The 20322-nt window shown below is 68.3% G+C and carries 16 protein-coding genes and 1 pseudogene; 10 read left to right on the top strand and 7 right to left on the bottom strand.

Annotated elements, in window-relative coordinates; all coding sequences use genetic code 11:
- Positions 1-63 precede the first annotated feature (63 nt).
- Genes SAVERM_RS01220 through SAVERM_RS42100 form a run of 3 tightly spaced genes read left to right on the top strand, consistent with a single transcriptional unit; the run spans position 64 to position 3952 of the window.
- Complete coding sequence (locus SAVERM_RS01220; RefSeq protein ID WP_010981595.1) at positions 64-1206, top strand: tyrosine-type recombinase/integrase; 1143 nt, start codon at positions 64-66, stop codon at positions 1204-1206.
- A complete protein-coding gene (locus SAVERM_RS01215; protein WP_010981594.1) occupies positions 1203-1541 on the top strand; it encodes a helix-turn-helix domain-containing protein in 339 nt (112 codons plus the stop codon). The genes SAVERM_RS01220 and SAVERM_RS01215 overlap by 4 nt, the downstream gene beginning before the upstream one ends.
- On the top strand, positions 1538-3952 hold the full coding sequence (locus SAVERM_RS42100; RefSeq protein WP_010981593.1) for a site-specific integrase: 2415 nt from the start codon (positions 1538-1540) through the stop codon (positions 3950-3952). Before SAVERM_RS01215 ends, SAVERM_RS42100 begins: the two co-directional genes overlap by 4 nt.
- Positions 3953-4199: 247 nt before the next feature.
- Here the strand turns inward: SAVERM_RS42100 and SAVERM_RS01200 are convergent, their stop codons facing one another.
- The 5 genes from SAVERM_RS01200 to SAVERM_RS01180 form a co-directional block, all read right to left on the bottom strand.
- Positions 4200-5300, bottom strand: a complete 1101-nt coding sequence (locus SAVERM_RS01200) for a PDR/VanB family oxidoreductase (RefSeq protein ID WP_010981592.1) — start codon at positions 5298-5300, stop codon at positions 4200-4202.
- A gap of 23 nt (positions 5301-5323) precedes the next feature.
- Positions 5324-6235, bottom strand: a complete 912-nt coding sequence (locus tag SAVERM_RS01195) for a metal-dependent hydrolase (RefSeq protein ID WP_010981591.1) — start codon at positions 6233-6235, stop codon at positions 5324-5326.
- 91 nt (positions 6236-6326) lie between these two features.
- On the bottom strand, positions 6327-7250 hold the full coding sequence (locus SAVERM_RS01190) for an alpha/beta fold hydrolase (RefSeq protein WP_010981590.1): 924 nt from the start codon (positions 7248-7250) through the stop codon (positions 6327-6329).
- On the bottom strand, positions 7247-8383 hold the full coding sequence (locus SAVERM_RS01185; protein ID WP_010981589.1) for an MBL fold metallo-hydrolase: 1137 nt from the start codon (positions 8381-8383) through the stop codon (positions 7247-7249). The genes SAVERM_RS01190 and SAVERM_RS01185 overlap by 4 nt, the downstream gene beginning before the upstream one ends.
- 4 nt (positions 8384-8387) lie before the next feature.
- A complete protein-coding gene (locus SAVERM_RS01180; RefSeq protein ID WP_010981588.1) occupies positions 8388-9299 on the bottom strand; it encodes an SDR family oxidoreductase in 912 nt (303 codons plus the stop codon).
- A gap of 147 nt (positions 9300-9446) precedes the next feature.
- On the opposite strand from SAVERM_RS01180, the gene SAVERM_RS01175 reads away from it, so the two are divergent.
- The 4 genes from SAVERM_RS01175 (at position 9447) to SAVERM_RS01160 (ending at position 13733) form a co-directional block, all read left to right on the top strand.
- The gene (locus tag SAVERM_RS01175) at positions 9447-10088 is read left to right on the top strand and encodes a TetR/AcrR family transcriptional regulator (RefSeq protein WP_010981587.1); all 642 of its coding nucleotides are present in this window, start codon (positions 9447-9449) and stop codon (positions 10086-10088) included.
- Positions 10089-10876: 788 nt separating this feature from the next.
- A complete protein-coding gene (locus tag SAVERM_RS01170) occupies positions 10877-11689 on the top strand; it encodes an oxidoreductase (protein WP_010981586.1) in 813 nt (270 codons plus the stop codon).
- Positions 11690-11754: 65 nt separating this feature from the next.
- Positions 11755-12273: a nuclear transport factor 2 family protein gene (locus SAVERM_RS01165; RefSeq protein WP_010981585.1), complete on the top strand. Its 519-nt coding sequence runs from the start codon at positions 11755-11757 to the stop codon at positions 12271-12273.
- Between the two features lie 293 nt (positions 12274-12566).
- Positions 12567-13733, top strand: a complete 1167-nt coding sequence (locus tag SAVERM_RS01160; protein WP_010981584.1) for an L-dopachrome tautomerase-related protein — start codon at positions 12567-12569, stop codon at positions 13731-13733.
- 389 nt (positions 13734-14122) lie between these two features.
- Here the strand turns inward: SAVERM_RS01160 and SAVERM_RS01155 are convergent.
- Both SAVERM_RS01155 and SAVERM_RS01150 read right to left on the bottom strand, forming a co-directional pair.
- Positions 14123-14562: pseudogene (locus SAVERM_RS01155) on the bottom strand (PIG-L deacetylase family protein); the annotation flags it as partial.
- Positions 14563-14638: 76 nt separating this feature from the next.
- Positions 14639-15274: a TetR/AcrR family transcriptional regulator gene (locus SAVERM_RS01150; protein WP_037651035.1), complete on the bottom strand. Its 636-nt coding sequence runs from the start codon at positions 15272-15274 to the stop codon at positions 14639-14641.
- Positions 15275-15539: 265 nt separating this feature from the next.
- On the opposite strand from SAVERM_RS01150, the gene SAVERM_RS01145 reads away from it, so the two are divergent.
- The 3 genes from SAVERM_RS01145 (at position 15540) to SAVERM_RS01135 (ending at position 20098) form a co-directional block, all read left to right on the top strand.
- On the top strand, positions 15540-17723 hold the full coding sequence (locus tag SAVERM_RS01145) for an MMPL family transporter (RefSeq protein WP_010981581.1): 2184 nt from the start codon (positions 15540-15542) through the stop codon (positions 17721-17723).
- Positions 17724-17996: 273 nt separating this feature from the next.
- Positions 17997-19295 carry an SNG1 family protein gene (locus SAVERM_RS01140; RefSeq protein WP_010981580.1) on the top strand — a complete coding sequence of 433 codons (1299 nt, stop codon included), beginning with the start codon at positions 17997-17999 and terminating at the stop codon, positions 19293-19295.
- Between the two features lie 233 nt (positions 19296-19528).
- Positions 19529-20098, top strand: coding sequence for a TetR/AcrR family transcriptional regulator (locus tag SAVERM_RS01135; protein WP_010981579.1), 570 nt, complete (start codon positions 19529-19531; stop codon positions 20096-20098).
- The last annotated feature ends 224 nt before the right edge of the window (positions 20099-20322 follow it).

The following is a 20322-nucleotide window of genomic DNA, read 5'->3' as shown; positions in this document are numbered from 1 at the left end:
CCTGCAGGACTAGCGTCACCCTCCCGTTTACTGCAAGATACTTGCGTTCTGCGGGAGGGGTTTGTGGCCAGGGACGTAGAAGCACCCATCGGGTCCGCGCGACTTGAGTTGGTCGAGGGCGTACGTCTCCTGCACCCGGCGGATGCGGTGCTTGAGGCGATGCTCACGGGGTGGGGCCGCCAGCAGCGAGGCGGCCGGCACCTGCAGGAGAAGACGGTGAGCGACCGGATCGCTACCATCCGCAGGTTCGTGAAGTTCGCCGACGCCTTCCCATGGACGTGGGGTGCCGCGGACATGGATGAATGGACGACGCATCTGGTCGCAGAGAAGCACTTGCAGCCGTCGACGATCAGGGCGACGCAGGGGGCCGTCAGGATGTTCTGCGACTACCTCCTCGATCCTCGCTACGACTGGGCCGTGGAGTGCGAGAGGCGGTTCGGCACCCATCCCATCCAGGTCTGCCACGAGTGGAACACCCTCGATCACCTGCTGGACTACGAGGGTGATCCCGACCGCCGGCCGATGACGCGGGGGGAACTGCAGCAGTTGTTCGACCACATCGACGAACGCGTCGACTTGGCGATCCGACGCGGCCGCAAGGGAGCCCTGACCGCCTACCGCGACGCGACCCTGTTCAAGGTGATCTATGGCTGGGGCCTGCGGCGGACGGAGACTGCCCGGCTGGACACCTTCGACTGGTATCGCAATCCCAAGGCCAAGGAGTTCGGACGGTTCGGCATGCTTGAGGTTCGCTATGGCAAGTCGTCCCGGGGCCAGCCACCGAAACGGCGGAGCGTCTGCAGCACGATGCCGTGGGCTGTCGAGGCGGTTGAGGACTACACCACCAACATCCGGCCGCGGTTCAAGGGGCACGACCGGAGCAAAGCCTTGTGGCTGAGTGAACGGGGCACCCGCCTGTCCGCGAAGGAGATCGACGAGCGATTCTCCGTCTATCGCAAGGCCCTCAAGCTCGACGAGGACCTGGTGCCGCACTGCTTGCGGCACTCGTACGTCACGCACAGCATCGAGGACGGGGCCGACCCGGTCTTCATCCAGCAGCAGGTCGGCCACGAGTATGCGTCCACGACCGCTCTCTACACCGGCGTGTCCGGCGACTTCGCGAACACCATGATGCGGAAGGCAATCGACTCAGCGCTCCAGCGCGATCTGCAGGACTTTGGCCCCGGCGGCAGGAGCAGACGATGACGGCAAAGCTCGACTACCGGTGGAAACTGCGCGAGGTCATGGCGACCCGCGGCATGTTTTCCACGATCTCCCTGCAACCTCTGCTGGCCGAACGCGGCATCGACTTGTCCTCCAGCCAGGTCTACCGGCTGGTGACTGAGCGACCCGAGCGACTGAGCCTGAAAGTTCTCATGGCCTTGCTGGACATCCTGGACTGCTCGATGGACGACCTCATCGAGCCAGTAGCCTCGGCCTCCTCGGCTGCCAAGCCGAAGCGTGCAGTCGGCGACGCCGACACCAGCGTCGGGTCGTTCCGCCCCAAGCGGGCCCGGATCGTCCCCCGGTCAGAGCCGTGACCCAGCCCGACCGGATCCTCTCTGATCCCTGCGGCACCATCGTGGACATGGTCGCGCGGGTCGAGCCTGATCTGACTGTGGAGCAAATCCGGGATGCGGTGAAGCAAGCCGCCCCCAGCCGGACCGCACGCCGGAGCCTGGCAAAAACATTGACGGCCGATCCCGCACTGCTGACGTCCAGGCGCCCCGAAGGCTCTCGTTCCGTCGAACGGCTGATCCACAAGCTCCTGGCACACGGCGCCCGCCAAGTCGCCGTTCCCCTCTGCGCCGGCTGCGGCAAGCCCGAACCCCTCCCGCAGCGACGAGGGAAACTCCGCGTCTGCGCCTACTGCGACGCCACCGCACGAGCCCAGCAACAGCCCTGCGCCGACTGCGGATTGCCCCGGGTCATCCGTTACACGGGCCGCAATGGCGAAGGACTCTGCAGCAGCTGCCAGCCGAAGGACAATATCGACTGGGCTCAGCGGATCTGCGATCACATTGCCACTGTCGACCCCACGGTCCCGGCAGAGACCGTCCGCCAGATCATCACCACCATTACCCGCGGCCGTCCCCACTACGTCCGGCGGCTGGCCTGGGACCTGGAGGACCGGCCCGGAATGCTGACCGGGAACGCCGGCCACGGAACCCCCAAGGTCATCGCGCTGATCGATGCCCTCCGGGACGCCGGAGCGCAAGCCATCGTCCGCCCGCCCTGCCCCCACTGCGGCCGCACCAGCGTGACGCTCCGCAACACCCTGGGAGATGTCAGGGTCTGCCCGACCTGCTACAACACCCGCAAGGCCGTCAACTGCTCTCGTTGTAAGCGCCGCTCTCCCGTCGCCCGCCGCAGCCCCGACGGACAATCCATCTGCAACCACTGTGACCGGACCGACCCGATCAACCATGAAGAATGCTCCGGATGCGGCCGACTCCGGCCGATTATCAGACGAAACAGCCCGACCGGCCCCCTCTGTGACACCTGCTACCGGCCACCCGTCGCAATCTGCCTGCTCTGCGGGCACGCCCGCCCGTGCTTCGGCGTCGCCGGCGGCATGCCACGCTGCGAAAACTGCACGCGTTTGCGAGAACCCTGCCTGGACTGCGGCCGCACCATGCCCGTCAAGGCCCGAACCGCCAACGGCCCCCTTTGCGAGACCTGCTTCAAGAAGAACCCCGTCTCCTTCAAGGCCTGCACCCGCTGCGGCACGGTCGAACGACTCCGGCACCACGGCCTCTGCCATCGATGCGCCTGCAATGAGGAACTCACCGCGTTGCTGGCAGGCCCTGACGGAGCCGTCGCAGCCCCACTCATGCAACTTCACTCGACCCTGATGGCCAGCAATCACGTCCGCGTCCTGGACTGGCTACAAAAGCGGAACACAGCAGTCTCGGTACTCCGCGAGATAGCCACCGCAGAATGCTCCCTCGACCATGAATCACTCGATGCCCGAACAGACAAGGCCGTCGAACACCTTCGGGCCATCCTCGTCGCTGCCGGCGCCCTGCCGCGACGCGACGAACAACTGGTCGCGGCAGAGCGATGGATCGCCGCCGCTGTCGCTGCCATTGCAGATCTCTCCGACCGCCACACCATCCAGGCATTTGCCACCTGGACCCACCTGACTCGTCTGCGTAAGTACTCCCGTCGCAAGCCCATCACCGCTGGCCAGGCGGTGTCCGCCCGCCGCAGCGTCAAGGCAGCGGTCGGCTTCCTGGCCTGGCTGCGAGCCGAGGGCCTGAATCTTGAGGCTGTCGGCCAGCGTGATCTCGACCGCTGGCTGGAAGGCGGCCCCACTACACGGCAATATGCTCGTGACCTGGTTCTCTGGGCCGTCCGCACCAAGCGAGCGACAAACATCAGCATCCCGGCGCGTCTCAAGAACTCTCCGACCCAAGCTCTCGACGAGGACGAACGAAGAGAGATCGCCCACCGGCTCCTCGGCGACGACCAGCTCGACGCACGCGACCGTGTTGCCGGCCTGCTGAGTCTTCTCTACGCGCAGCCTTTCAGCGTGATCATCCGTCTCACTGCCGATCACGTCGTCGTGCGCGAGAAGAGCGTCCTCTTGCGCCTCGGCAAGGAGCCTCTTGAACTATCTCCCGAACTGGGCAACCTTATTCAGCAGATCGCGGCTGATCGCCGCCGCGACGGCCAGATCGGGCAGATTGACGCTCATTGGCTGTTCCCCGGAATCCGTCCGGGCCAGCACCTCAGCCATATCACTCTCGCTGCCCGACTCAAGCGGCTGGGTATCCGGTCCTTGCCCAGCCGCACGGCGGCTATCCGCGACCTGACCGCCGAAGTCCCAGCCGCAGTCGTCAACCGCCTTCTCGGCCTCAGTACCTCAACCGCTACCAGCTGGGCCAAGAGAACGGCTAAGACTTCATACGCTGCTGAAATTGCCCGCCGAAGTGACTCGGACAAGTGACGACTGGCATGGTGGGAGGACACCGCGCGGGAGTGTGGTGATCCGCTGCCGCAGACGATGGTGGCGGAGGCTTGAGCGGGCCCGGCAGCGGGTGGCTGCGATGCAGCGGGGAGAGCATGCGGAGTGCCCGGTGTGCGGGCGGTCGTGGACGGTAGTCCAGGCGGTGGGGCGCGCCAAGGGGCGGGTATCAACGTTGCCGCTGAGGTTCCTCGCGGCGACGGCCGCGCTCTATGGGCGCGGCCCCCACTCACAGCTCCAGCACCAACCGCTCTCCTTCCGGTGCGCGCGAGACGCAGGGCAGCATGGCGCCGGCCGCACGTTCGGTGGCGGTGAGCCGGCGGTCACGGTGATCGACATGGCCATGGGCCACCTGTACCCGGCAAGTGCCGCAAAATCCCTGGCGGCAGGAGAACGGCAGGTCTGGCAGGGCGTCGTGAAGAACATCCAGGGCGGAGCGGTCGTACGGCACTGGCAGGACCCGTCCGGTCTCGCCCAGTTGAAGTTCGAAGGGACGGCCGTCCGTGATCGGGGCCGGGGCGAAACGCTCGAAGTGCAGGGCTGACGCGCGGCTGTCACCGAACGCGCGCCGAACGCCGTCGATCATTGGCGCGGGTCCGCAGCAGTACACCGCACCCGTCGCCGGGCTCAAGCTCAGCAGATCGGCTGCTTCGGGCGCGCCGGACTCGTCGTCAGGACGGATGGTGACCCGGCCGGGGGCTGCGGCCGTGAGTTCGGCGAGCTCTGCCGCGAAGGGCATCGAGCCGCGGCTGCGGCCGGTGTGCACGAGCCTCCAGTCCAGGCCGCGTCGGGCGGCTTCCCGGGCCATCGGCAGGATCGGGGTGATTCCGATGCCGCCCGCGATGAGCAGGATGGATGCTTCGGCGGCGAAGGGGAAGGCGTTCCGGGGCCCGGTGATGGCGACCCGCATACCGTCTGAGAGGGCGTCGTGTACCTCGGCCGAACCGCCTTGGCCGTTGGCGATGCGGCGCACCGCGATGCGGTACCGGTGCCGGTCGGCAGGGTCGCCGCACAGGGAGTACTGCCGCTTGCGGCCGGAGGGCAGGTGCAGTTCGATGTGGGCGCCGGGCTGCCAGGGCGGGAGTATTCCCCCGTCGGGTGCTGCGAGCCGCAGGGAGACGACATCCTCGGCCTCTTGGTGCTTGGTGGCGACCACCAGTTCCCGGATCGCGGGCGTCTCGGCGGCCTGCGGGTGCCTGGGTGGAGTGCTGCGCCGCGCGAGGCGCGTGACTGCGTGGTCGCTGAGAGCAGCCAGCTTCTGCATGAAGGAGTCGCTGCGCGGTCGGCCGTACAGGTCCGGCGGCCGGGTGAGGGGTGTGCTGGTGTCCATGGGAGGCCTCACTGGTTGCCGGGTCATTGGGCGGCCGCTCGGGCAGCGGGGGACGTCGCCAGGTAGGCGACCGCCTGCTGGGTCGAGCCCTCCTGGGTCGGGTGGTAGCCGGGGCGGAAGTAGCGCAGTACCGAGCGGGCGAACGAGACCGGCGGGGGCAACAGGTCCTTGCGGGCGGCGGCCAGGTAGTCGCGGAAGCGGACCTCGACCCGGTCGTCGAGTTCGGGGTCGGCGCTCATCAGGAAGCGGACTCCGCGGATCCACAGCCGGGTCAGCACCGGAGCGGTGACGAGCATGCCGGTCACTCGGCGCCGGTAGCGGGGATCGAGGTGCACCAGCAGGTCGAACGCGACCGAGCGGTGTTCGACCTCCTCCGCGCCGTGCCAGCGGAACAGATCGAGCATCGCGGGGTCCGCGCCGGCCCGGTCCAGGTGCCCGTTGCTGAGAATCCAGTGACCCATGTACGCGGTGAAGTGCTCGAAGGCCGCTATGAGGGCGAGCCGTTGGAGGAGGTGCGCGTGGGTGGCGGCCGGCGTCAGTTCCGGCCGGTCTCCGAGCACCCTTCGGAAAATCCATTCGGACTGGCGGGTGTACGGGGCCGGGTCCAGCCCTTTGGCGAGCAGGTGCTCCAGGACCTCCTGGTGCGCCTCGGCGTGCATCGCTTCCTGGCCGATGAAGCCGCGTACGTCCTCGCGCAGCCGGTCGTCGGTGATCAATGGCAGGGCCTGCTCGAAGGTGCGCACGAACCAGCGTTCGAGCTCGGGGAGCATGAGGTGGAGCACATCGAAGGTGTGGGTGGCGAAGGGCTCACCCGGCAGCCAGTGCAGCGGGGTGGTGCTCCAGTCGAAGGTGACGTCCCGGGGTTGCAGCACCAGGTCGTGGTGGTCGATGGGCTCGGACGGACGCTCCGGGTGGGCATGTGCGGCTCGGAACATGACGGGTTCCTCCTCCGTCGGCGATCGGTGTGTGCGGAAGGGTGGTCAGGCAGTCGTCCAGTACTGCCGGCCCTGCCGGTCTGTTGGGCTGTCAGATCGGGTGCGCGGTGCGGTCCGGAGTGCGGCGGGAGCCGTCTTCGATGCGGTGGGCGAATTCCGCGATCCGGGACGCGACCTCCTCGGGGTGGCTGAGCTGTGCCCAGTGCCCGGCGTCGATCGGGCGCCGTTGTATCTGCCCCGTCCAGTGCTCCACTCCGTACGACAGCACCGGGGTGACGCAGAAGTCGCGCGTGGGGATGATGAGCTGAACCGGGACGGTGGTCGGCCGGTCCCGGGGGCGCAGCAGGCGGGGCAGCATGTTGGCGCGGTACAGCGCGGTGCCGGACACGGCGTCGCGGGCCAGCGTCGGCGCGGGGTAGGGGGTGTGCCCGGGCACACCTTGGGAGCCGGTGAGGAAGGCGCGCCAGCGGTGTCCCAGTGCTCTCCAGGTCAGGGCGGGCAGGAGCGGGAGATGGAAGTAGGCGATGTACCAGGATCGTGCGGCCTGCCTCAGCACCTTCGGCAGATCCGGGTGCCGCGGTCGGAGGCGGGCCCGGATCAGGTGGCCTACGTGGTCCAGGCAGGGTCCGGAGATGGAGGTGAACGAGGCGATCCGCCCGGCCAGGCGGGTGCCGGTGACCGATTCCCAGGAGTGGATCGATCCCCAGTCGTGTCCGACCAGGTGCACCGGGCGGTCGGGGCTCACGGCGTCGAGAACCGCCTCCAGGTCGGCTTCCATTCGGGACATCCGGTAGGCGCGCAGACCCCTTGGCCGGTGGGAGGCACCGGCTCCCCGTACGTCGAAGGCGGTGACGTGGAAGTGGTCAGCCAGGCGGTCGGCGACGGGGTGCCAGACGGCGCTGGTGTCCGGATAGCCGTGGACCAGCACCACCGCAGGAGCGGTGGACGTTCCCCACTGGTAGGCGGCCAGCTCCACGCCGTCGGCGGCGATCCGGCGGGCGGCCGGGCCGGTCATCGGCGACCACCGGCAGGGGTCAGTTCGCCGTAGTTCAGACCGCCGTGGAGGAAGCTGGGCCGCACCGGCCAGTGCCGCTTGAAGGGGGCCAGCTCCGAGGAGGGCAGGATCTGCAGCCAGCGCGGATCGCGCCGGCTGGGGTCGGCGAGGGTCTTCTCCTTGACCATGGAGTCGTACTGGTTGAGGGAGTCCTCCAGGGTGTTGGCGTTGGGCACCACCTCATGGCCGTAGAACGCGGCGTGGCGGCGCACCCCGGGGATGCGGGAGAGCTCGGGCTGCCAGTTGTCGGCCGAGATGCCGTTCTCGGAGGAGACCCACACGCCGTCAGGGGTGTTCAGCACCAGGGAGTGGTTGCCGTCCGTATGGCCGGGGGTCCACAGCAGGCTGACGCCGACGCCGAGTTCGACATCGCCGTCGAAGGCGGTGACGCGCTCGGGCGGTACGCCGTCCATGCCTCCGTCGACGTACCAGGCCCACTGCATCGGATGCGTCGATTCGAAGGTGCCCAGCTCCCTGCGGTGTACCAGCAGCCGGGCGCGCGGGAACAGCGCTTCGCGGGGCGCCCGTTCGCCGGGAATGGTGCGGGTACTTCCCATGATCATGCGCACGTCCTGGACGTGCAGGTGGTCGAAGCTGACGAAGTCCACGTCCTCGGGTCGCAGACCGCAGGAGGGCAGGACGGTGTTCGGGTCCTGGTAGAAGCGGGCGAAGACGTGCTCGGTGAGAAAGTCCCCCGCCAGACGCTTGAGCTGTGCGTAGAACGGCGCTTGAGCCGTTCCGGCGGCGACGGTCGGCTCCCACACCAGTGTTTTCGGCTCGCCGTCGAAGCCGTCGAACTGCACGACGAGCATCCGGTTGACGATGCTCACGAACGGGTTGACGGCGAGCGCGGCGCCGTGGAAGCCGAACCGGGTCGGGTACGGGGCGGCGGCGATGTCGAAACTGCGGACGGCGTGGATGCGGCCCTGCTGGACGAACCGCTCCCGGTAGGTGGCCGCGGCGCTGCGCACGGCGCTCAGCCGGTCGCCGCGGGGCCATACGTCGTGGACGCCTTCGAATTCGGGGATGGGGCGCGGAGCGGCGGCGTCCTGGGCCTTCTTCGCGCTGGGCGCCGGCTTGGGCGTGGTGGTCACGGGCTCAACTTTCGGGGTGGCGGGCGGTGCGGGTGCGCTGCTCGTAGGCCGCGCGGACCGACCGGTCGGACAGGGCGGCGAGCTGGTTGGGGACGAGGAGGTGATGCAGGGCGTCGCGGGCTCGGCCCGGCAGCAGCGCGGCCAAGCGGGTCAGGGCGGCTACCTGGCGGGGAACGAAGACCTCGAACCGCGGGCGCAGCACGACGTCGAGCACCGCGTCGGCCACCTGATCCGTCGTCAGGCGTCGGGTGGGTCCGGTCGCGGTGCCCACGGCCAGCTCGGTGTCCACGACTCCGGGCATCACCAGGGACATGTGCACGCCGGTGCCGCGCAGTTCGGCGCGGACGGCTGTGCTGTAGCCGTGGAGTGCGTGCTTCGTCGCCGCGTAGGTCGCCTCGCCGGCCGGGGCGACCTTGCTGGCGGCGGAGGCGATGTTCACCACGTGGCCGCGACCGCGTTTCCGCATTCCCGGGATCACGAGTTTCATCCCGCGCAGTACGCCGTGGACGTTGACGTCGAACTGGCGCAGGGCGGCTTCCTCCGGTTCTTCCGCGAAGGGGCCCACCCACATGATTCCGGCGTTGTTGATGAGTACGTCGATCGGTCCCAGCCGGGTCTCGACGGTGCGCAGGAAGTCTTCGAAGGAAGGTGTATCGGTGACGTCGAGAGGCAGCCCGAGCAGCCGGCCACCGGGACGCGTGCTGAGGGCACCGGCCGCCTCCGTGGCGAGCCGCGTGTCGAGATCGCCGATCGCCACGGCGGCTCCGGCCGCGGCGAGCCGGGCTGCGACGGCACGCCCGATTCCGCGGCCCGCCCCGGTGACCGCGATCACTCGGCCGGTCAGCGGTTGTGTGCGGGCGAGCTTGTCGTGGTCTCTCCGGCTGGACGTATTCGGGTGTTTGGGCGGTGCTGCCACGGTCGAGCCCCTTTCTTGCCCTGAGCATGAGCGCCGAGCGGCCGGCGGACCTCGCGCTCGTCTGACACGACACCATGTCAGATGAACTGACAAGCTAGAGTGTCAGTTCGGAGCACACCGGTGTCAACACCTCTGCGAAGGGGAGAAATGACCGGCACACAGACCGCCGGGCGGCGCTACGGCGGACGCGACGCGGCGCAGCGACAGCAGGAGCGCCGCACCCGCCTCATCCAGGCGGGCCTCGACCTGTTCGGCACAGCCGGATATGCCTCGGCCTCCGTCAAGCAGGTGTGCTCGCACGCCGGACTGACCGAGCGCTACTTCTACGAGTCGTTCCGCGACCGCGAAGACCTTCTCGCCGGGGTCTACGACGAGCTGATCACTACGATCATCGCCGAGACCGCGCAGGCCGCAGCCGCTGCCGCACCCGATGTCGACGCCCAGTTGCGCGCCGGACTCGAGGTCTTCATCCGCACACTGGCCGGCGACGCACGCAAGGCCCGCCTGGTGCTCATCGAGGTCGTGGGCGCCAGCCCCCGCCTCGAAGTGCGGCGCCGTGACGTCTTGCACGAATTCGCCGCGATGGTCGCCGCCGTCGTCGGACCGCTATCTGACCCGGAAGCCTCCTCCAGCCGGCTCGCCATGACCGCGATGAGTCTGGTCGGCGGAGTCAACGAACTGCTCGTGGACTGGACGCTCGGCCACCAGAAGGCCACCGTCGAAGAACTGATCGACCTGTGCCACACCCTGTACATCGCGGCCTACCGAGCCATCAGCGATCAGCTCTGATCAGGCAGGCCGGATTCCCTCAGGAGCTTCTGCACCAGACGGCAGCCCACACCCCCTGCTCACCAGACAGGCCCTGCCGCTATCGCTGGGCGCCCGCAGCTGCCCAAACCCGCTAGGTGCCTGCGTCCTCGACCGCAGTCACTGTCCATTCGCGCGGTGGACGCATTCGCCAGAATCGAGCACTGCGCCCAGCTGGTGATTATCGTCGACGGCATCGGGCTCGCGCCTGTCCCACCCGACGCCGCCGAGGGCTTCTGCTGCTTGGTGTGCCTGGCGGCTGCCGCGACCAGACATCCCCGTACCTGCATCTGCAGCGTTTTCGGGGTGTGCCGAGACCAGCCGCACGTATCCGATCCCCATTGAGCTGCTCATGGCATGTGAGGCCCGCTCGTGCCGCCCGTCCTTGGCCATCTGTCGAACGCCAGGAGGGCGTTCTTCCGTGCTCCGCGTCAAGGTGGCGGCGGTCGCCTTCTCGCCCGGGAAGAGTCGGAAGAGGTACGGCTGCGTGGCACCGGCCTGCCTGGCAATCGCCTCGGCGGAAATGCCGTAGCAGCCCTTGGGCCCGAACTCGCGATCGCAGCGCGCTGATGGTGCTGTCGCGTCTCTCCCGCCTGCTCATCCGGCGCGCGCCGCCATGCCGGCGGGCGTCGGTCAGCTCGACTTGAAGCCGGCCGGCGACGCGGCCCGGGATCAGTTCCGTGCTTGAGCTTGCGCAGTGGAAACCGATCGGTTTACAGTGAGGTCAAGGGGAAACCGGCCGGTTTCCCAGATGGCTTCGGGAGTGCATGATGACGACAAATCGGCCGGTGGCCCTGGTGACGGGTGCGTCCTCCGGTATCGGCAAGCAGACCGCGCTCGCGCTGGTCGCGGCGGGTTTCGAGGTGGCCGGCACGGGCCGCGACACCTCACGCGTCACCCCGCTCCAGGGTGTGACGTTCTTCGACCTCGACGTGGTCAGTGACAAGTTGGTCACCGCCGTGGTCCAGCAGGTGATCGAGCGGTTCGGGCGGATCGACGTCCTGGTCAACAACGCCGGCGTCGGCTCGATCGGCGCGGTCGAGGAAACCTCACTCGCGCAGGCCCAGGGCGTCTTCGACATCAACGTCTTCGGGGTCATGCGCATGGTCAAGGAGGTCCTGCCGCACATGCGTGCCCGGGGGCGCGGACGCATCATCAACCTCTCGTCCGTGCAGGGCTTCATCCCCGCTCCCTACATGGCCGTCTACGGCGCGTCCAAGCACGCGATCGAGGGCTACTCGCAGTCCCTGGACCACGAGGTCCGCCAGTACGGGGTTCGCTCGCTCCTGGTCGAACCCGCCTACACCAACACCGGATTCGAGGCCAACAGCGCCAAGCCCGACAGCCCCCTGCAGACCTACGCCGACCAGCGGCACGTCTTCGACCGCCTGATGACGGAGGCGATCAAGGCCGGCGACGACCCCGCCGTGGTCGCCAAGGCGATCGTCACGGCAGCCACCGACACCAAGCCGAAACTGCGCTACGCCGCTGGCCCGATGGCCGGACGCGCGCGCATGCTCCGCTTCGTTCCCGCCTGGGTCCTGGACAAGCAGATCCGCAGCATGAACAAGCTCACCGGCTGACATCTGCCACCCGCGCATCCCGCGACCCACAAACCCGTTCGTGCCGTTGATACCGGGAGAGACCCGTGTCCGAGACCCTGGACTCCGCCGCTACTACCATCGCGCGCTGGCGCTCCGCCGAGGAACGCGGTGATGTCGACGCCGCGGTCGCGTGCCTGAGCCCGGACGTCGTGCTCAGCTCGCCTCTCACCGACCAGTTCCGCTTCGAGGGATCTGACCAGCTGCGTGACTTCCTGACCTCGGCGTTCGCGGCGGTCAAGGACGTCCATTACCACACCCAGACCGGCGAGGGCGACACCTACGCCCTGGTCTACCGGGCGCGGGTGGGTTCCCAGTCGTTCGAGGAGGTGCAGATGCTGCGGCTCGACAACCAAGCACGCATCACGGAAATCACGCTCTTCGGGCGTCCGATGCCGGCCCTCACCGCCCTGATGCACCTCATGGGTCCGGCGCTCGCCCGCCAGCAGGGCCGCCGGGGCCTTGCGACGCTCATGAGCGTCAGCACCGTACCCATTCACGCGATGGTCTCCTCGGGGGACCGCAGCATGGTCGCGAAGACCCGCCCGGCAGCCCGGCAGCCCTGAGAGCACCAGATCCACCGGCCGTTTGACCCCGTTCCCCTTCCAGGAGTTGGCGGCAGCCGCAGGCGATGTCCTCGGCGGACGACTTCAGGTCGCAGGAACGTACGAGGTACCTGCCGTCCAGGTGGACTCCGGCTCGCCCTGACCAGGCGGGCGAAGCCGACTCCCCGAGAGCGGCTGCTGGAGGCACCGTCCTCCACCGGCCACGGCAGACGTCCGGCCAATTCCCCCACGCGCCGAGGTGATGCGGCAACTCGCCGCGCCTTCCAGCAAGTTGACCTCCAGGAGACGCTTCGATGAACCGACGTACGTTCCTTGCGGCGACCACCGCTTCGCTGGCCGCCACCCAACTCGCCGGGCCCGCCTACGCCTACGCCTACTCCTCCTCCCCCTCCGGTTCAACAGCCGTTCACTACGCGGTCGTTGCCCGCTTCTGGGGTGCGATGCCGACGGGTGTCACCGTCTCGCGCCGAGGCCGGATCTTCGTCAACTTTCCCCGCTGGGGCGACGACGTTCCGTTCACCGTCGCCGAACTGCGCGGCGGGAAGCCGGTGGCCTACCCCGACGCCGAGGTGAACCGTCAGGACGCCTCAGACCTGGCCGGGCACTTCCAGTCGGTGCAGAGCGTCGTCGTCGATGGGGCCGACCGGCTGTGGATTCTCGACACCGGAAGCCCGGGGTTCGCCGGGTCCTCCTACGGCGGTCCCAAGCTCGTGGCGGTCGACCTGCGCACGGACCGGATCGTACGGAAGATCCTCTTCCCGCCCGAGGTGGTGCCGGCGAACAGCTACCTCAACGACGTGCGCTTCGACCTGCGGCGCGGCGCCGAAGGCACGGCGTTCATCACCGACTCGGGCGGCTCCAACGGCATTGTCGTGGTCGACCTCGCCACGGGCCGCTCCTGGCGGCGACTGACCGGGCACCCCTCGGCACTCCCGGACGAGCGGTTCCTTCCGGTCATCGATGGTGAGCCCTTCATGGTCCGCCCCGCGGGCGGCGAGCCCACGTACTACGAGACCGGCTCCGACGGCATCGCTCTCAGCGCCGACGGCACGCGCCTCTACTACTGCCCGCTGTCCAGCCGCCGGCTGCACAGCGTGTCCACCGACGCCCTCGCCAACCCGGACGCCACGGACGCCGAGGTGGCGGCGACGGTCGAGGACCTGGGGTTCAAGCCGATGGCCGACGGCCTGGAGAGCGACGACAAGGGACGGCTCTACGGCGGCGACCTCGAACACAACGCGATCTGGCGCAGGAGCCCGAACGGCACCTACCGGACCCTCGCCCAGGGACGCGATCTGCTCTGGGTCGACACCCTGTCCGTCGCCTCGGACCGGCACCTGTACGCCATCGCCAACCAGCTCAACCGGCTCTCGCCCTTCCACGAGGGCAAGGACCTGCGCCGCAAGCCCTATCTCCTGGTCCGCCTGCCGATCGACGCCGGGCCGGTCAGGCTCGTGTGACCTCTCCGGCCCGCGTCAGGCGGCCGCCTGGTCGGAGGAGAGGGCTCCACAAGGCGGGGTGTCAGCTCGACGCTGTTGAACGTCGCCCCGCATGGGCTGGATGAAGCAGCCGGGGGCCCATACCTTCCTGATGGGATGAGGCAGGCCGGTAGGTTTGAGCCGGGCACCCGGTGGCGATCCGTTATGCCGACCATCTGATGGCTTTGTGCGGACGGGCCCGACAGGTCAAGCAGCAGCTCGCGGTGTGGCCGGCGCCGAGGGGCCTGGCCTTCAACGAGGACAGCACGCGCGTCGTCCGCCTTGAAGAAGGCTCCGACAACGTCGCTCGGGGTGCGGCGTGTGCAGGCTGCGGTTCTCCGTGTGTCCGAAGGACGGTCGGTGACTGGAGCTCAGCGCAGGCCGGCGAAGAGGTCGTTCTCGGGCGGGGGCGCGCCGGTGGTGTCGAGGACCCGGACGGACGTCTCCACGCTCATGAGCTGAGTGAACCTCTCCTTGCTCCTCCGCAGGAAGAAGATGTTCTGACCCTGGCTGGCGTGCGCGGCCAGCGCGTCGAACTTCTGGCTGCCGAACTCAGTGGTGTCCACCCACGTGGTGATTTCCTGGTCGGGCAGGCCGGTTTCGGGCCCCTCTCCGGCCTCGGACGGACCCGGCTCCTCCCGGTCCGCGCCCAAATCGCGCATGATCTGCCCGAACTTCTTCATCATCGAGCGCGGCGCCGTCGTCCAGTACACCTTCGACGTCATCCCGGTCAGCGACAGAGCGCTGCCATCGTGATCCGGTTCGCCTGGATGTGATCGGGGTGGCCGGAGAAGCCGTTCTGGTCGTAGGTCCCACCTCGAGGGACGCGACCCGAAAGAGTCGCGCTGAACCGTACGTTCAGGCTCGGAGCGGTACCGGCTCCGGGCTCACGGCACGTCCGCGAACCCCTGAACCTCCCCCTCGCTCACTCGCCACCCCGCTACCAATACCCCCAGGGCCCGCTCATAGCAGTCGGCGACCGCGAGCCCGGGCGGCTCGTTCCCCGACAGCACCAGGGACACCAGGCCATGGGCCGTTCCCCAGACCGACAGCGCGATGACCTCCGGGTCGGACTCCGAACCGAACTGCCCTGCCTGCTGTCCGCGCCGCACGGCGTCGACGAGGGGCCGGTAGGTCTCGATGGCCTCACGCGGCCTCTCCGGCTCCGACTCGGACGGGCACTGAACGCTGCGGTCGGAGAAGAGGATCGCGTAGAGATGCGGGTTGGCGATGGCGTATTCGCGATAGACGAGCCCAAGTCGGATCACGTCGCCGGCCGGGTCGTCCGTGGGACGGATGGCTGCCAGGCGTGCGGCGAAGAGCCGCGCGGCCTCCTCGTACAGGCTCCTGAGCAGACCCGCCTTGTTGCCGAACAGTGAGTAGACCGCCGTGGTCGAGGTCTTCACGTCCGCAGCGAGCTGTCGCAGGCTCAGCGCGGCCGTGCCGCGGTCGAAGACCGTGGCGGCCGCGCGGTGCAGGAGCCGGAGCCGGAGTGCTTCGTCATGTGTCTTGAGCCTGGCCATGGCGCCATCGTATTGCAACGCCGTTACGAATGCTTCTCGGTATCGCCTTGGCTTGCTGTCGTCCGCTGCGCCCCACGTCAGGACCCGCCACTTCCGAACGAGATCCTCTTGCATATCGGCAGTTCAGGGCAGGGTCGCTCGACCCCTCTCCGGATGAGAGGTGTGCAACCGCGTTGCGTCGAGCAATAAAAACACTGTTACGGTTCGTTTGGCGCCGACTTTCGGACGGTCCTGCCCGGCGCCGGCTAACGATCTAGGAGAAGTCATGTTTGAGGGGTTTGGGCGTCTGCTGTACCGCAGGCGAAAGCCGGTGCTGATACTGACCCTGCTGTTCGCCGTCCTGTCCGGGGCCTACGGTGCCGGAGTCTTCGGCTCGCTGACACCGCTCGGCTTCCAGGACCCCGGCTCGGACAGCGTGCGCGCTGCCAAGATCGCCGAGAAGGCGTTCCCGCAGCGGACACCCGACGCGGTGATCGTCTACCGGGACGAGGACCGCACCGTCGACGACCCGTCCTTTCAGCAGGCGGTCGTCCAGCAGTTGGCGTCCCTGCCGAAGTCGGAGGTGACCGGCTACCTGGACTTCTGGACGACCAGGATGCCGACGCAGGTCAGCCACGACCGGCACGCCACCTACGTTGCCCTGAACCTCCACGGCAGCAGCGAGAAGGCCAAGGAGGACGCGTACGAGGCGGTCAAGGACAAGATCCCGGCACCCGGCCTTCAGACGCTGCAGGGCGGAACGGTGCCCACCGGCCACCAGGCCAGTGAGAAGATCGAACACGACCTGAGAATCGCGGAAATCATCTCGGCCCCCGTGCTCTTCCTGCTCCTGCTGGTCGTGTTCGGCGGTCTCACCGCGGCCTTCCTCCCGCTGCTCGTCGGCGTGCTCTCCATCCTCGGTTCGATGGCCGTCCTGCGGACCATCGCCAACATCACCGACGTGTCCGTGTTCTCCATGAGCCTGGTCACCATCCTGGGTCTCGCGGTCGCCATCGACTACGGCCTGCTGATCGTCAGCCGCTACCGCGAGGAACTGGCGGCCGGCTACACCGGCGAAGCGGCGATCGGGCGCACCCTCGCCACGGCCGGGCGCACCGTGATGGTCTCCGGCACCACGGTCGCGGCGGCGCTGGCCGGCCTGACCCTCTTCCCGTCGACGTTCCTGAAGTCGATGTCGTACGGCGGTGTGGCCGCGGTCCTGCTGGCGGTGCTCTTCTCACTGGTCGCGCTGCCCGCCCTGCTCGCCGTCATGGGACCGAAGGTCAACGCCTTCCCGCTGCGCCGCAAGAAGGCAGGGCGGCCGACGGCGGCAGGGGAGGGTGCCTGGTACCGGTTCGGGCACGGCCTGATGCGGCGGCGGCGGGTTGTGGTGGTGGGCGCGGCGGGCCTGCTGCTGACGCTCGCCCTGCCGTTCTCGAAGATCGAGTTCGGTTCCATCAACGCGCAGCAACTGCGGAGCAGTTCCGAGGGCCGCCAGGTCTTCGACGCCATGGAGCACGACTTCGACGGCGACGCGGTGAAGTCCATCGACTCCCTGCTCGTGCTGAAGTCCGACGGCACCTCGAAGGACCAGGGCGCGGCGCTGAAGGCGTACGCCGAGCGGCTCGGCGCCACCGAGGGCGCCACGAGCGCCCGGATCACCGGAGTCGAGGGCACCACGGCCCGGGTGTCGGTCACCTACGACGGCAATCCCATCTCGCCCCACGCGCGCGACCTGGTGAACCGGCTCAAGGACGTCCCCGAACCGCCGGGCGCCCGCGCGTACTTCGGCGGCGAGTCGGCGGTCTACGACGACACCCTGGACGCACTGGGCGAGACCCTGCCGTGGATGCTGCTCTACATCGCGGTGATGACGTACCTCCTGCTGTTCCTCGCGTTCGGCTCAGTGCTGCTGCCGCTGAAGGCCATCGCGATGAACATGCTGTCGCTGACCGCGACCTTCGGCGTCCTGGTCTGGATCTTCCAGGACGGCCATCTGCACAACCTGCTCGGCTTCGATCCGACGGGCAACATCGAGCCCAACATGCCGATCATGCTTTTCGCGCTGATCTTCGGACTCTCCATGGACTACGAGGTGTTCCTGGTGTCCCGGATGCGGGAGCAGTACGACAAGTCAGGTGACAGCACGGAAGCCGTGGCGAGCGGGCTGCAGTCCATCGGCCGCCTGGTCGTGAGCGCGGCGCTGCTGATGTGCGTGCCGCTCGCGGCGATCGGGATGAGCGATGTGCTGACCATCAAGCTCTTCGGTGTCGGCATGGTGTTCGCGGTCCTGGTGGACGTGCTGGTGGTGCGCATCCTGCTGGGAACGGCCGTCATGAGGCTGTTGGGCAGAGCGGCCTGGTGGGCTCCGGGCCCACTCGCCCGCTTCTACGACCGGTTCGGCATCAAGGAGACCGACATGCCGGCCGACGACACCGCCGGCGAGCGGGTCCCCGTCGCCACGGGCTGAACCCTCCCGAGAGGCCGAAGCGCCTTCACCCGAGGCTCTTCGGTCCTCGCTGCCGTCGCGACGCCTGGACTTGGAGTTTGTAAACTGATCGGTTTACGATGGACTTGAAACCGACCGGTTTCATCAGCCGGAGTCCCGGCGGGGTGCTGTATCCCCGGTTCCGCGTCGACGGCCGTGTGCGCCGAGGTTGAGCGTTCCGAGGGTCACCGGACCGCAATGAAGCTGTCCGCCCTTCTCCGGATATGAGCGTGTTGTCCGAGACCGGAGTAAGTCATGAGTGGGATTCACCCGTTCCGCGTCCTGCGTGCCAAACCCCTGTGGATCGCCAACGGCGTCATCACGGGCGTCCTCGCGCTGCTGTTCACCGTGTTCTACGTCGGGGCCAACATCGATCCCGTCGATCACATGAAGAATCTGCCCGTCGGCCTGGTCAACGCCGACAAGGGGGCCGCTGTCGGCGGCGAGCAGGTCAACCTGGGGGCTCGGATCACCGAGTCGATCAAGAAGTCCACCGCGAGCGGGGGCAAGATCGACTGGAAGGTGATGGACGAGAAGGAGATGAAGGAGGAACTCGGCAAGGGCAAGCTGTACGGCGCGCTCGTCGTCCCCGCCGACTTCACCTCCGCCACCACCGCACTCACCGGTGCCGCGACTACCGGGGTCCCGACCCGTCCGACGCTGACGGTGCTGACCAACCAGTCCGCCGGCAGCGTGGGATCCAGCCTGGCCCGGACTGCGACGACACAGGCGGCCGAAAACGCCTCGCTCCAGGTGGGCAAGGAGCTCACGCCCCAAGGCGGGACCGGACAGGCGAAGCTACCCGCCGCGGCACGCGTCCTGCTGGCCGACCCGGCCGCCGTCGCCGTCGAGGACGGCCATCCGCTCGACTCGCACAGCGGTCTGGGCCTGACGGCGTTCTACTACGCGCTGGTCCTGGTGGTCGTCGGCATGCTTTCCGCCAACGTCATCAGCGGCCAGGTCGACCACGCTCTGGGCTACACCCACAACGACATGGGCCCACTGCGCCTGCACCGCCCGCTGATCCGGGCGACCCGGGTGCAGACCCTCGCCATCAGCAGCACTCTCATGGCCGGGCTGTCCTTGCTGATGGGAACCTTGGTCATGGTGGGCGCGATCGGCCTCATGGGCATGGACGCCGCCCACCTACCGCTGCTGTGGCTGTTCTCGGTGTGCGCCATCGCGGTCTCCGGGATCGGTGCGCTCACCCTCCTTGCCGTCTTCGGCACGCCCGGCATGCTGGTGGTCACGCTGGTCTTCATCGGGATGGCGGTGCCGACGGCCGGCGCCACCACGCCGCTTCAGGCGCTGCCCGGCTTCTACCGCTTCCTGGCGGAGTTCGAACCGCTGCGGCAGATCACCGGCGGCATCCGCTCGATCCTCTACTACGACGCCCAGGCCGACGCCGGCCTGACCCGGGGCTGGGTCATGATGGCCGTCGGCCTCACGGCAGCCGCCCTCTTCGGCTTCGGCATGACGGGCTGGTACGACCGCAAGGGGCTGCACCGCATCCCCGCCGAGACGGAGCCCGCGAAGACCGCTGCCCCGGCGTAGCGGAACGCGGCTCACCCAGGACGGGGCCATCACTCGGAGTGGCCCCGGTGTGCGTCACCCCGTGGGGACGAGAGGCGCGTGCACCATCAGGGCTCGGCGACGGTCTCTCCCCCAAGACCGTCGCCGAGCCTCTGAGCGGCCTGTACGCGTCCGACCGGCGGCGGGAGTGTCCCCCGACACTCCACGGAAACCGATCGGTTTCTTTTTCGTCCGATTCGAGTTAACCTCGCGGTATGACTACCGAAGTGAAGCAAAGTCCCCGGGAGCGGCTGCTGGAGGCCGCGGCCGCGCTCACCTACCGCGACGGCGTCGGCATCGGCGTCGAGGCGCTGTGCAAGGCAGCGGGGGTGTCGAAGCGCTCCATGTACCAGTTGTTCGAGAGCAAGGATGAACTGCTGGCGGCGAGCCTGAAGGAGCGTTCCGCTGCCTTCGTGGCGAAGGCCCTGCCCCCGGCGGACGATGGCCGTTCCCCCCGCGAGCGGATCCTGTACGTCTTCGAGCGGGTGGAGTCGCAGGCGGGTGCGCCCGACTTCCAAGGCTGCCGGTACCTGGCTGTGCAGATCGAGCTCAAGGATCAGGCCCACCCCGCGAGCCGGGTGGCCTACCAGATCAAAGCGGACCTGATGGCCTTTTTCCGTTCCGAGGCCGAACGGGGTGGGGCAAGCGATCCCGACCTGCTGGCCCGGCAGCTCATCCTGGTCTTCGACGGCGCCAGCGCCCGAGCGGGGATCGGCGCCGACAATCTGACCGGGCTCATCGTGCCCACCCTGACCACCCTGCTCGATGCCGCAGACATGCACTGATCCGCCCTATCTTCGAGCAGGATCGGCGACCGAAGCGCTCTTTCGGATTGATGCCCGACTCCGGCAGCCGGAGGAGCACCCATGGCCTCAGCCCCTGCTTCCCTGCAATCGGAGGGAAGTCGCAGAATGCGCGATCCGTCCGATGGGGCCGCGCGCCAGCCCCCGGGGACTGGGTCTTTCGTCGCGAGGTCGCGTCGCCACAGAGGTCGCCGGGGCCGTCGGGC

The organism is Streptomyces avermitilis MA-4680 = NBRC 14893 (genome assembly GCF_000009765.2).
Classification (GTDB): Bacteria; Actinomycetota; Actinomycetes; order Streptomycetales; family Streptomycetaceae; genus Streptomyces; species Streptomyces avermitilis.
This window is presented reverse-complemented; position numbering and strand designations above follow the sequence as displayed.

Bases quoted from the DNA above. Each gene is read 5' to 3' on its own strand.
- SAVERM_RS01215 (WP_010981594.1), top strand. From the start codon at position 1,203: ATGACGGCAAAGCTCGACTACCGGTGGAAACTGCGCGAGGTCATGGCG.
- SAVERM_RS01200 (WP_010981592.1), bottom strand. From the start codon at position 5,300: ATGGACACCAGCACACCCCTCACCCGGCCGCCGGACCTGTACGGCCGA.
- SAVERM_RS01195 (WP_010981591.1), bottom strand. From the start codon at position 6,235: ATGTTCCGAGCCGCACATGCCCACCCGGAGCGTCCGTCCGAGCCCATC.
- SAVERM_RS01190 (WP_010981590.1), bottom strand. From the start codon at position 7,250: ATGACCGGCCCGGCCGCCCGCCGGATCGCCGCCGACGGCGTGGAGCTG.
- SAVERM_RS01175 (WP_010981587.1), top strand. From the start codon at position 9,447: ATGACCGGCACACAGACCGCCGGGCGGCGCTACGGCGGACGCGACGCG.
- SAVERM_RS01170 (WP_010981586.1), top strand. From the start codon at position 10,877: ATGACGACAAATCGGCCGGTGGCCCTGGTGACGGGTGCGTCCTCCGGT.
- SAVERM_RS01160 (WP_010981584.1), top strand. From the start codon at position 12,567: ATGAACCGACGTACGTTCCTTGCGGCGACCACCGCTTCGCTGGCCGCC.
- SAVERM_RS01150 (WP_037651035.1), bottom strand. From the start codon at position 15,274: ATGGCCAGGCTCAAGACACATGACGAAGCACTCCGGCTCCGGCTCCTG.
- SAVERM_RS01145 (WP_010981581.1), top strand. From the start codon at position 15,540: ATGTTTGAGGGGTTTGGGCGTCTGCTGTACCGCAGGCGAAAGCCGGTG.
- SAVERM_RS01140 (WP_010981580.1), top strand. From the start codon at position 17,997: ATGAGTGGGATTCACCCGTTCCGCGTCCTGCGTGCCAAACCCCTGTGG.
- SAVERM_RS01135 (WP_010981579.1), top strand. From the start codon at position 19,529: ATGACTACCGAAGTGAAGCAAAGTCCCCGGGAGCGGCTGCTGGAGGCC.